General features: G+C 71.8%; 11 protein-coding genes. 7 read left to right on the plus strand and 4 right to left on the minus strand.

All coding sequences use genetic code 11. The annotated features are described in order from the left end of the window. Nucleotides 1-21: 21 nt before the first annotated feature. Complete coding sequence (locus tag JHN45_RS45645) at nt 22-852, minus strand: peptidoglycan recognition protein (protein WP_236584818.1); 831 nt, start codon at nt 850-852, stop codon at nt 22-24. A gap of 188 nt (nt 853-1040) precedes the next feature. On the opposite strand from JHN45_RS45645, the gene JHN45_RS45650 reads away from it, so the two are divergent. Further along, complete coding sequence (locus JHN45_RS45650) at nt 1041-2225, plus strand: MarP family serine protease (RefSeq protein WP_200717279.1); 1185 nt, start codon at nt 1041-1043, stop codon at nt 2223-2225. Between the two features lie 9 nt (nt 2226-2234). Here JHN45_RS45650 and JHN45_RS45655 read toward each other — a convergent pair whose 3' ends face one another. Continuing rightward, entirely contained in the window at nt 2235-2723 is a 489-nt protein-coding gene (locus JHN45_RS45655; RefSeq protein WP_201055315.1) for a GNAT family N-acetyltransferase, read from the minus strand. 73 nt (nt 2724-2796) lie between these two features. Between JHN45_RS45655 and JHN45_RS45660 the strand changes: the two genes are divergently transcribed. Continuing rightward, nucleotides 2797-3693, plus strand: coding sequence for a TIGR01777 family oxidoreductase (locus tag JHN45_RS45660; protein ID WP_200717277.1), 897 nt, complete (start codon nt 2797-2799; stop codon nt 3691-3693). A gap of 191 nt (nt 3694-3884) precedes the next feature. Next, nucleotides 3885-5378 carry an NAD(P)/FAD-dependent oxidoreductase gene (locus JHN45_RS45665; protein ID WP_201055317.1) on the plus strand — a complete coding sequence of 498 codons (1494 nt, stop codon included), beginning with the start codon at nt 3885-3887 and terminating at the stop codon, nt 5376-5378. 77 nt (nt 5379-5455) lie between these two features. Here JHN45_RS45665 and JHN45_RS45670 read toward each other — a convergent pair whose 3' ends face one another. Continuing rightward, nucleotides 5456-6892 carry a regulator gene (locus tag JHN45_RS45670; RefSeq protein WP_201055319.1) on the minus strand — a complete coding sequence of 479 codons (1437 nt, stop codon included), beginning with the start codon at nt 6890-6892 and terminating at the stop codon, nt 5456-5458. A gap of 282 nt (nt 6893-7174) precedes the next feature. Between JHN45_RS45670 and lipB the strand changes: the two genes are divergently transcribed. The 4 genes from lipB (at nt 7175) to JHN45_RS45690 (ending at nt 10261) form a co-directional block, all read left to right on the plus strand. Then, a complete protein-coding gene (gene lipB / locus JHN45_RS45675) occupies nt 7175-7972 on the plus strand; it encodes a lipoyl(octanoyl) transferase LipB (RefSeq protein WP_201055320.1) in 798 nt (265 codons plus the stop codon). Nucleotides 7973-8077: 105 nt separating this feature from the next. Next, on the plus strand, nt 8078-9043 hold the full coding sequence (lipA, locus tag JHN45_RS45680; RefSeq protein ID WP_019075885.1) for a lipoyl synthase: 966 nt from the start codon (nt 8078-8080) through the stop codon (nt 9041-9043). 253 nt (nt 9044-9296) lie between these two features. Beyond that, entirely contained in the window at nt 9297-9497 is a 201-nt protein-coding gene (locus tag JHN45_RS45685) for a hypothetical protein (protein WP_019075886.1), read from the plus strand. A gap of 59 nt (nt 9498-9556) precedes the next feature. Further along, nucleotides 9557-10261, plus strand: a complete 705-nt coding sequence (locus tag JHN45_RS45690; protein WP_200715355.1) for a DUF4191 domain-containing protein — start codon at nt 9557-9559, stop codon at nt 10259-10261. A 31-nt stretch (nt 10262-10292) separates the two neighbouring features. Here JHN45_RS45690 and JHN45_RS45695 read toward each other — a convergent pair whose 3' ends face one another. After that, nucleotides 10293-10799 carry a flavin reductase family protein gene (locus JHN45_RS45695; protein WP_200715354.1) on the minus strand — a complete coding sequence of 169 codons (507 nt, stop codon included), beginning with the start codon at nt 10797-10799 and terminating at the stop codon, nt 10293-10295. Between the last annotated feature and the right edge of the window lie 490 nt (nt 10800-11289).

Raw genomic sequence — 11289 nt, forward strand, 5'->3', positions numbered from 1 at the left:
GTAGGGGCGGCGGGGGCGAGATCACCGCCCCTGCAACCGCGCCGCCACCTCCCGAACCCCCGAAAGCCGCGCCAACAACGCCGCCCCCGGACAACTGGTCATGTACCCGTCCTTGTGCCCCGCGAGAGCGGGAAGGACCGCGGTCGTACCAGACCGGTACCGACTCAGACTGTTGCTCGACACCAGCCGAGCCCTACCCCGCGGATCCACATCCGCGAGCCCCAACTTCCACGCCGCCAGCGCAGCGATCGCATCGGTCATGGCCTTCGGCACCACCGTCCCGGAGGTGAACGTCCCGATCGCCGCGATCCCCGCCGTACGGTGGTTGAACCCCTGCGTGTGCGCCCCGGTGACCGCCCGCTCGACACCGCCCGCCCGCCCCTCGTAGATCGTGCCGCACCGGTCGACGAGGAAGTTGTAGCCGATGTCGTCCCAGTCCCGGACACCGGTCTGCCCGGCGTACAGGTACCGGATGATGCGGGGCGCGTCGGCGCAGTCGTACCCGTTCGGCGAATCCGTGTGGTGGACGAAGACGGCGACGACCTTGTCGTCGTAGCGCGGCGGCGGCTGCGCGTGCCGCGAGAGCGCGTCGAGCCAGGCGGAGCGGGGCACGATGCGCGGCTGGGGCGCGGTGTGCCGGAGCGCGGCGGGACGGGCCGCGACCGGGGCGTGCACGGCGGCCGTGGCACGGCGGCCGATGCCGTTGGCGCACAGCGCCAGCACGAGGACGGCGGCGAGACCGGGGAGGCAGGCCAGCAGCACGAGCGCGGGACGGGGTACGCGGGTCACGCGGGGTATCCGCACCCGTCGCCGGCGTCTTCGCGCACCCGGCGTTCTTCTCAGAACACGCATGATCACACTCTCGGCCGGAAACGCCCCGCCCGCGATGTGTGCTGTGCCACCCGGTGGAACCATCGTCCTGGTCCGGCACGTTTCTGGGGGTACACGCACGCGTGGTGGCTTCCCGTGGATCACGCGCGCGTGACTGATCAGTGGGCCCGTTCCTCGCGTACTAAGGGTTCCGAGAGAAAGGCGGCTCCGTGGACCTGCTCGACCTGCTGTTGTTGCTGGTGATCCTCGCCTACGCGGCGTCCGGGTACCGGCGCGGCCTCGTCGCCGGATGTGTGTCGCTCGCCGGGTTCGTGGGCGGTGCGGTCGTCGGCGTGTGGGTGCTGCCGTGGGTGATGGACCTGGTGACACCGGGGACGACGGCGGCGACGGTGACCGCCGTGCTGACCGTGCTGGTCCCGGCGGTGGTGGGGCACGAACTGGCGGGGCGGCTGGCGCTGAAGCTGCGCAAGGAGCTGGACCGGGGGCCGCTGCGGGTGGCCGACGGGATCGGCGGGGCGGCGGCGAACTCGGTGGCGGTGATGATCGTGGCGTGGGTGGCGGCGAGCGTGCTGGGCGCCTCCTCGTCCGCGCTGGTCACGACGGCGATCCGGGACTCGACGCTGCTGGGCAGTGTGCAGAAGCTGATGCCGGACACGACACCCGCGTGGTTCTCGCGGGCCACCTCCGCGCTCACCGAGGCGGGTTTCCCGCAGGTCTTCAACCCGTTCGAGAACGAGTCGACGGCCGAGGTCGCCAAGCCGACCGGCGACAGCGTCACGGCCGCCGCGACGAACGCGTCCAAGCGGAGCACGGTCAAGATCGAGGGCTCCTCGGGCACCCAGGGCCGCGAGGGCAGCGGCTTCGTGTACGCGCCGCAGCACGTGATGACCAACGCGCACGTGGTGGCGGGCATCGACGACCCGACCGTCCGCATCGGCGGGGTCGGCCGGTCGTACGAGGCACGAGTCGTCCTCTTCGACCCGAACAAGGACGTCGCCGTGCTGTACGTGCCCGGGCTGAAGGCCCCTGTCCTGCGCTTCGACGACAGCGCCTCGCGCGGCGACTCGGCCGTGGTCGCGGGCTATCCGCAGGACGGTGACCTGAACCTCCAGGCCGCGACCGTCGCCAACCGGGTGAACGCGACCGGGCAGAACATCTACAACGACGGGACCGTCACCCGCGAGATCTACTCGATCCGCTCCACGGTCCGTCCCGGCAACTCCGGCGGCCCGCTCCTGACGACCGGCGGCAAGGTCTACGGCGTGGTCTTCGCCCGCTCCACCTCGGACGACGAGACGGGGTACGTGCTGACGGCCGACGAGGTCTCAGGGGACGCGCAGCGGGCGGCGACCGCGACGGCGGAGGTGGACACGGGCGACCTGGTCACGTCATAGACCCCCAGGTCACAGAGCACGACCCATCAGCACATCATCGACATACTCCCCATCCAGCAGGAACTCCTCCGGCAGCACGCCCTCGACCTCGAACCCCTCGGCCGCGTAGAGCTTCCGCGCCGGGGTGTTGTGGCCGAGCACGCGCAGTGTGAGCCGTCGGGCGCCGCGCCGCCGGGCCTCCGCGACGGCGGCCCGGATCAGCGCCCGGCCGACCCCGTGCCCGCGTGCCTCCTCGGCGACGGCGAGCCCCTGGATCTGCCGGACGTGCGCGTTGCAGGCGAGCGGGGTGGCGAAGGCCAGCCGGACGTAGCCGACGATCCGCCGGTCGAGTTCGGCGACCAGATGGTCCTCGGGCGCGTGCCGCTCGTCGAAGAAGGGGCCGTACGGCGGCTGCGGGCGCGGCATGACCGCGTGCAGGTACGACCAGGTCGCGCGGTCCAGGGCGCCGAGTTCCTCGTCGTCGTCGGGCAGAGCGGTGCGTATGTTCGGCTCGGACATACGAGCCAGAGTACGGCGGGGGCGATGCCGTCCTCATGGGGTTTTTATGGATCAACGAGGCAGGATGGACGCCATGGAACGCTCGCGAATCGCGGTGACCGGCGCCTCCGGTCTGATCGGCAGCGCACTGGTGCGGTCCCTGACCGCGGACGGTCACGAGGTGGTGCGCCTGGTGCGGCGGGCCGCCCGGGGCGCCGACGAGGTGTGCTGGGACCCCGAGGGTGAGTACGTCGACGCGGCGGCACTCGACGGCTGCGACGCCGTGGTCAACCTGGCCGGTGCCGGCGTGGGCGACCACCGCTGGACGGACGGCTACAAGAAGACGGTCCGCGACAGCCGGGTGCTCGGCACGGCGGCGCTCGCGGAGGCCGTGGCCGCGCTGGACCGGCCGCCGCGGGTGTGGGTGAACGGCAGCGCGATCGGCTTCTACGGCGAGACGGGCGACCGCGCGGTGGACGAGGACGCGCCTCCCGGGGACGGCTTCCTGCCCTCCCTCTGCGTGGAGTGGGAGGAGGCGACGGCGCCCGTGCAGGAGGCGGGCGTGCGGACGGTGTTCGCGCGGACCGGTCTGGTCGTGGCGAAGGACGGCGGGGCGTGGGCCAAGCTGTTCCCGCTCTTCAAGGCGGGTGTCGGTGGGCGGTTCGGCGACGGGCGGCAGTACTGGTCGTTCGTCGCGCTGCACGACGAGGTCGCGGCGATCCGGCATCTCATCGACACCGAGGGCCTGTCGGGGCCGTTCAACCTGACCGCCCCGAACCCGCTGCCGAACCGTGAGATCGCTGCGGCGATGGGCCGCGTCATGCGCCGCCCGTCCCTCTTCACGGTGCCGGCGCCCGCGCTGAAGCTGGTGCTCGGCGAGATGTCGGGGGATGTACTGGGGAGTCAACGGGTGCTGCCGAAACGGCTGTTGGAGTCGGGGTTCACCTTCGCGTTCCCGGACATCGAGGGGGCGATCCGGGCGGCACTGTGACCGTCCGGGACCCGGCCGACGGCGCATGGTGACGCACGGCGACCGTATGCGACCGCCGTGCGACCGTGCCCTGCGTATGCGCGACTTCCCTTGACCGATCACGGCCCTAACCTCGACCCGAACTCGGGTATCCCTGGAGGCTGTTGGGGGCATGACGCTTCCACCGGCCGCGCAACCCTGAGGAGGGGCACGTGCTTGAGCACGCGTACCAGGCGGACGTCGTCGTCGTGGGAGCCGGGGTCGCCGGACTCGCCGCGGCGCATCGGCTGATCAGCGCAGGAGTAACGACCGCAGTCCTGGAGGCCGCCCCTTACGTCGGCGGCCGTATGTCGACCGAGAAGGTCGACGGTTTCCGGCTCGACCGGATCGGACAGCTCCTGTCCACCTCATACCCCGAACTACGCCTCACCCCGGGCCTCGACGCCCTGGTACTGCGCCCCTTCGCCCCGGGCGTCCTCCTCCACAGCGACGGCCGCCACCACCGCGCGGGCACCCCGGCGCCCGGAGGGAGCGCATGGGGCGCACTCCACGCAGTACGCGCCCTGGCGAGCGCCCCCAGGGCGGGGGCGGTACCGCGGGTACGGACGGGGTCGGTGCGGGGCGGGACAGGCACTCCCGGACGCGGGACGACACTCAGGGACCGTACGGACTCCTCCTGGGGCGGCCCCGCGCTCAAGGACCGTCCCGTGGACGCCCGGAGGGTCGGCGCCGTGCCCAGGCCGCGGACCGGGGCACCGCTCGGCGGTCCCGTCGACCAGGCCCGGCTCGGGGCCGCGCTCACGCGCCTCGCGGCGACGCCGGTCGAACGGCTCCTGTCGCGGCCCGAGTTGCCCGCCGGCCAGGCGCTCGCGGCGCGCGGAGTGCCCGCGCGGACCATCGACGGGTTTCTGCGCCCGCTGCTCGCCGCGCTGCTGTGCGACCCTGAGCTGACCACCTCCAGCCGGTGCGCCGACCTCGCGCTGCGCGCCTTCGCGGGCGGGCGGCTGTGCCTGCCGGAGGGCGGTGCGGAGATGCTGCCCGAGGTGCTGGCCGCCGCGCTGCCGCCGGGCACCGTGCACACCGGCGTACGCGTCACCGCCGTGTCGACGACGTCGGTGACCACCGCCGAGCACGGCGAGATCCGCTGCCGGGCCGTGCTCGTCGCGACGGACGCGCGCGCGGCGGCCGAACTCCTGCCCGGCCTGCGGGTACCCGACTTCCACCAGGTGACCGTCGTGCACCACACGACCGACGATCCGCCCACGACCGGAGCCGCCCTGCTCGTGGACTCCGACCGCGGCGGCCCGGTCGCGCACACCGCGATCGTCAGCGAGGTGGACCCGAGCCGCGCGCCCGCCGGCCGCGCCCTCGTCTCCTCGACGGTCCTGGGCCCACCCCCGCCGGACGTCGAGACCGCCGTACGCAGGCATCTCTCGCGCCTCTACGGCGCCTCGACCGCCCGCTGGGAGACCCTCGCCGTCCACCACACCGCCGCGGCCGTCCCGGCGATGCGCCCACCACACGATCTACGGCGCCCCGTACGGCTGTTGGCCGGCCTGTACGTGTGCGGCGACCACAGGGACACGAGCACGGTGCAGGGTGCGCTCCACTCGGGCCATCGAGCGGCGAAGGCGCTACTGACGGACTTGGGCGCGGCGGGCTCGATGCACAGGGCGGACCCGATCCCCACAACTCAGGCCGCCTGAAGGTCCTTTAGGGGCGCGGGGAACTGCGCGACCAGCCACAACAGACCCGCGCAGTCCCCCGAACCGCACCCCACGTCTCACCCGAACGCGGCGACCTTGTCGCGATACCCCCGCACCGGCGCGGCGTCCTTGTACGGCTCGAGCCGCCGCTCGAAGTCCCGCACATACTCGATCGCCCGCACCGACCGCATCTCCGCCGCCTGCCCCGCCGCCTCCGCCCCCAGCACACACGCCTGGTCCAACTCCCCCAGCCCGAGCCGCGCGGAGGCGAGCACGACCCGGCAGAACAGCCGGCTGCGGGCGAACGCGGGCGCCCGCAACTGCAGCGAGCGCTCCGCGTGCTGCGCCGCGGCCCGGAACTGCTGAAGGTCCCGGTGCGCGTGCCCGAACTCGTCGGCGAGCTGTGCCTCGTCGAAGAACCGTGCCCAGTAAGGGACTTCGTCCCCGGCGCGGGCCGTTTCGAGGGCGCGCTCGGCCCGGACGAGCGCGGAGGTGCACGCCCGCACCTCCCCGAGCACCCCGTGCGCCCGCGCCTCCACGGAGTGCAGCAGCGCCTGCACGACGGGCGGCGCACTGGTCCCGACCCCCTGCTGCGCCACGCGCGCCAACTGCACGGCCTCGCGCCCGTGCCCGAGATAGACGGCCTGCCGGCTCATGGTCATGAGGACGTACGAGCCGTAGGCCCGGTCCCCCGCCGCCTGCGAGAGCCGCAGCGCCTGCACGAAGTACCGCTGCGCGAGCCCGTGCGCGGCGATGTCGTACGAGGTCCAGCCGGCGAGGCGAGTGAGGTCGGCCGCCGCGGCGAACAGGCGGCGGCCGGTCTGTTCGCCGTAGGTGCCGCGCAGCATCGGCTCGGTCTCGTGCTCCAGGTAGCGCACGAGGGCCTGGCGGGCGTGGCCGCCGCCGTAGGCGTTGTCGAGGGTGCGGAAGAGTTCGCCGACCGAGCGGAGGGCGGAGATGTCGCCGCCGGTGACCTTCTGGCCGGGGCCGCGTTCGGCCGCCCCGCGCTGGCGGGGTACGGCGGGGCGGCCCTGCGGGGGCACGCGGCCCGCGGGTTCGGCGCGGCCGACCCGGTCGTCGGCGCGGCCGATCAGCCAGTCCCGGCTGGGCACGACGAGTCCGGCCGGGGTGAAGGCGATCTTCCGCAGCTCGGCGTGGCTGCCGGAGTCCTTGCGCCACAGCCCGCTGACGATGTCGACGGCCTCCTCGGGGGTCGCGGCGAATTCGAGCCCGGCGTACACCGGCGCGCAGGCGTCGAGGCCGAGATCCTGCGCGGTGAGCCGGCGCCCGAGCCGGCGGGTGAAGACCTCGGCGATGAGGGCGGGGGTGGTGCCTCTGGGCTGCTGGCCGCGCAGCCATCGGGTGACGGACGTCTTGTCGTATCTCAGGTCGAGTCCGTGCTCAAGACCGAGCTGGTCCACGCGACGGGCGAGACCTGCGTTGGAGAACCCCGCTTCTGCGATGAGCGCGGCGAGCTGACGGTTGGGAGTGCGCTGCGCGGGTCGTTCCGTCATCTGCGGTGCGGTCTCCTGCCTTTCGGGCCTCACAGAGGCCGATGCGACCCCTGCTGCCCGGATTGCCTGTGAGCAGCCCTTTTGGCCTCGTGAACGGCGCGAATGTAGCGGAGCGTAAGCGGCTCGTCGCACATTCCGACGTGCATTCATCCGATCGTGTGAGGATTGGTCGTAGGGCTGACGGTCCCGGCCGCCCGGTGGGGTGTCAGCGGTCGGTCGTACAGTGGCGTAGGCATGTTTCGTGCCTTACGACTCGTGGGTGCTGTGAGGGAGGCGCTTGCCGTGGGTGAGTTGCGGTTCGTCCGGATGGGGTTCGGCGCGGACGCCGTCGAATACCAGGAGGCGTGGGACGAGCAGCGCCGGGTGCACGCGGCCCGCTTCGAGGACGCGGTCCCCGACACCGTGCTGCTCCTCGAACACCCGCCGGTCTATACGGCGGGCCGCCGCACGCAGGACAACGAGCGCCCGCTCGACGGCACCCCGGTCGTCGACGTCGACCGCGGCGGCAAGATCACCTGGCACGGCCCGGGCCAGCTCGTCGGCTACCCGATCCAGAAGCTGCCCCGCCCGGTGGACGTCGTCGCGCACGTACGACGCCTGGAGGAGGCGCTGATCCGGGTGTGCGCGGAGTTCGGCGTGGAGACCAGCCGGGTCGAGGGGCGCAGCGGGGTGTGGGTGCTGGGCGATCCGGTGGAGCGGCGGCCGTCGATCGGCGGGCTGTCCCTCGACTTCGACCCGCGTCTCCAGGACGAGGAGTTCGACCCGCGGATGAACGGCCCGGAGTACGCGCCCTCGAACGCCGGCCAGCGCCGCGAGGACCGCAAGATCGCCGCGATCGGCATCCGCGTGGCCAAGGGCGTCACGATGCACGGCTTCGCGCTGAACGTGAACCCGGACAACCGCTGGTTCGACCGCATCATCCCGTGCGGCATCCGCGACGCGGGCGTCGCCTCGCTCGCGGCCGAGCTGGGCCGGGACGTCACGATCGGCGAGGTCCTGCCGGTGGTCGAGCGTCACCTGAAGGATGTACTGGAGCACGCGGACCTGAAGCCCAGGGAGATCGAGAAGGCGACCGCCTGACCCGGGAATGTGACTTTCCGCTCTGCGGTTGGCCTCAGGGCGGGGGCCTGAAATCACGGGCGTACCCTGGTGTACGCCGAAGAATCGAAGCTACAGGGAGCCGATGTGTCCGCAGTCGCACCCGACGGACGCAAGATGCTGCGCCTGGAGGTCCGGAACGCCCAGACCCCCATCGAGCGCAAGCCCGAGTGGATCAAGACCCGGGCGAAAATGGGTCCCGAGTACACGAAGATGCAGGCGCTCGTGAAGAGCGAGGGCCTGCACACGGTCTGCCAGGAAGCCGGCTGCCCGAACATCTACGAGTGCTGGGAGGACCGCGAGGCGACCTTCCTCATCGGCGGCGACCAGTGCACCCGGCGCTGCGACTTCTGCCAGATCGACACCGGCAAGCCCGAGGCCCTCGACCGCGACGAGCCGCGCCGCGTGGGCGAGTCCGTGGTCACGATGGACCTGAACTACGCCACGATCACCGGCGTCGCCCGCGACGACCTGGAGGACGGCGGCGCCTGGCTGTACGCCGAGACGGTCCGTCAGATCCACCAGCAGACGGAGTCCCGCGAGGGCGGCCGTACGAAGGTCGAACTGCTCGCCCCCGACTTCAACGCGGTGCCCGAGCAGCTGGCCGAGGTCTTCTCGTCCCGCCCCGAGGTCTTCGCGCACAACGTCGAGACGGTCCCGCGCATCTTCAAGCGCATCCGCCCCGGCTTCCGCTACGACCGCTCCCTCAAGGTCATCACCGAGGCCCGCGACTACGGTCTGGTCACGAAGTCGAACCTGATCCTCGGCATGGGCGAGACCCGCGAGGAGGTCAGCGAGGCGCTGCGCCAACTGCACGAGGCGGGCTGCGAGTTGGTCACGATCACGCAGTATCTGCGGCCTTCGGTGCGTCACCACCCCGTGGAGCGCTGGGTGAAGCCGCACGAGTTCGTCGAACTCAAGGAGGAGGCCGAGCAGATCGGCTTCTCCGGTGTCATGTCCGGCCCGCTGGTGCGCTCTTCGTACCGTGCGGGGCGCCTCTACCAGATGGCCATCGAGAAGCGTGGCGCGTACGTGGCCTCGCAGGCGGTCTGAGACCACACCCGCCCAGCGCCGTGTGAATTCGCGCACAAGCAGCTACCCGCCAGTAGCACCCGACGCCGACGCGGCCCTGACCGTCCTCCCAGTTGAGGGCGTTCATCAGGGCCGCGTCAGCGTTTCGCCCTTCCGCATCAAGGCTTCATTGGCGTTTGACCGGTCGGTCACGCCCTGGTAACACCAAACAGTGACACTCGACTTACAGCACGTAGCCCCATACCCAGAGCCGTTCCGAGGGGGGACCTCCACCATGCAGGCCGCACCCGTCCGCGCCACCGCCATCCCGTCCGTCACCGACGCCCTGCGCGCCGTCGAGTCGCTGCTGATGAGCGGCGGCCAGCGCACCGCCCGCCGCAACGCGTGGACCTCCGTCCTGGAGGACCGCCGCCGCGCCAAGGACCGCGTCGAGGCACAGCTCGTCCTGGAACAGTCCCTCACCTCCCACTCCTGAACCCCCTCGCCCCGGACACCGCCGTCGTCGGCGCTCCGGGAGCCACGTAGACTCGTGGCATGGCGAGGAAGGACACGACAGCGGACAACGCTGCGAACCCCGGGCGACTCAAGCAGATCGTCCTGACGTACAAGATGACGCGCAAGGCCGACAAGACGATCGGTCTTGTACTCGCGGCTGTCGGAATTGTCACCTTCGGTGTCTTCCTCGCGATCGGCTTCTTGCTCGGTCACCCCATCTATCTGGGCATTCTCGGACTGCTGCTCGCCTTCCTCGCGACGGCGATCGTCTTCGGACGACGCGCCGAGCGCGCCGCCTTCGGGCAGATGGAGGGCCAGCCGGGCGCTGCCGCGGCGGTACTGGACAACATCGGCCGGGGCTGGACGACGACTCCGGCGGTGGCGATGAACCGCAGCCAGGACGTGGTGCACCGCGCGGTCGGCAAGGCCGGCATCGTGCTGGTCGCCGAGGGCAACCCGAACCGGGTGAAGTCCCTGCTGGCGGCCGAGAAGAAGAAGATGAACCGCATCGTCGCGGACGTCCCGGTGCACGATGTGATGGTCGGCACCGCCGAGGGCCAGATCCCCCTCAAGAAGGTCCGTACGACGATGCTGAAGCTCCCGCGCGTCCTGACGGGCCCGCAGGTGACCGCCACCAACGACCGCCTGCGCGCGATGGGCGACCTGATGAGCAACATGCCGTTGCCGAAGGGCCCGATGCCGAAGGGCATGAAGCTCCCGAAGGGCGGCGGCAAGGCCCGCTGAGCCCCCGACCGGAGCTCCGAACCGCCGAGGCTCAGGCCAGCGTCCTGAACCCGCGGTCGTAATACACCATCGGGGACCCCTCCCCCAGTCGAACACCCGTCACCCGGCCGATCAGGACCGTATGGTCCCCGGCCGGGTGTCGTGCGTGTGCGGCACAGTCCAGTTCGGACAGCGCCCGCTCGACCGTCGGCAGCCCGCCCGGGGAGAGACACAGGCCCTCGGACGCGAACTTGTCGGTGCCCTTCGTGGCGAAGCGCAGGGCGAGCGGGCGGTGCGCCGGGGCCAGCACGCTCACGGCGAAACGGTCGCAGCACTCGAACGACGGCGCCGAGTCCGCCGAGTTCGCCAGGCACACCAGCACCATCGGCGGCTCCAGCGAGACCGAACAGAAGGAGCTGGCGGTGAATCCGCGGGGTGTGCCGTCCCCGCACCGAGTGGTGACCACCACCACGCCCGAGGGGAAGCGGGCCATCGCGGCCCGGAAGTCCTCGGGCTCCACGGCGGCTTCGGCTTCCAGTACTTCCTGACGCTCCGTCATGACGGTGCACCACCTGTTGGCCTCTGCGGGCCTTCGTGGAGGCCGCCGCGAGTTCAGTGGCCTCGGGACGGCCTCGGACACGGCTCACCGACGGTGATCGAGATCGTCACCCGGCTCCAGATCGACTATGCGGTCACCACTCCCGACCGGCAACCGGGACCGGGGGCCGAAGCGCGGCCCCGACCGGCCCCGGAGACCGGGTCAGGGCCGGGACCGGAGCCGGGATCCGAGCCAAGGCCGGGACCGAGACCCGCGCCGCGGGCCGGGGGTGGGGCTGGGCTGGAGCCGGGCTGGAGCCGGGATCCGAAGCGGGACCGGGATCAGGAACGGACCGGGCCAGGGCCAGCGCCCGGACGAGGACCGGGAGCAGGACCGAGGCCTAGGCCAAGACCCGGACCGGGACCAGTACCAAGGCCGGGACCGAGTCCCGGGCCCGGACCGTGCCCCGGAGGCGGGGCCGGGACCCGGGACTCGGTCCCGGCCTTGGTAC

The sequence above is a fragment of the Streptomyces sp. MBT53 genome (assembly GCF_016654115.1).
GTDB lineage: Bacteria > Actinomycetota > Actinomycetes > Streptomycetales > Streptomycetaceae > Streptomyces.

What these genes read in the sequence shown, in the direction of transcription:
- JHN45_RS45685 (WP_019075886.1), top strand. Translation starts at nt 9,297, where the DNA reads ATGCAGGCCGCACCCGTCCGCGCCACCGCCATCCCGTCCGTCACCGAC.
- JHN45_RS45670 (WP_201055319.1), bottom strand. Translation starts at nt 6,892, where the DNA reads ATGACGGAACGACCCGCGCAGCGCACTCCCAACCGTCAGCTCGCCGCG.
- JHN45_RS45655 (WP_201055315.1), bottom strand. Translation starts at nt 2,723, where the DNA reads ATGTCCGAGCCGAACATACGCACCGCTCTGCCCGACGACGACGAGGAA.
- JHN45_RS45660 (WP_200717277.1), top strand. Translation starts at nt 2,797, where the DNA reads ATGGAACGCTCGCGAATCGCGGTGACCGGCGCCTCCGGTCTGATCGGC.
- JHN45_RS45695 (WP_200715354.1), bottom strand. Translation starts at nt 10,799, where the DNA reads ATGACGGAGCGTCAGGAAGTACTGGAAGCCGAAGCCGCCGTGGAGCCC.
- JHN45_RS45645 (WP_236584818.1), bottom strand. Translation starts at nt 852, where the DNA reads ATGCGTGTTCTGAGAAGAACGCCGGGTGCGCGAAGACGCCGGCGACGG.
- JHN45_RS45690 (WP_200715355.1), top strand. Translation starts at nt 9,557, where the DNA reads ATGGCGAGGAAGGACACGACAGCGGACAACGCTGCGAACCCCGGGCGA.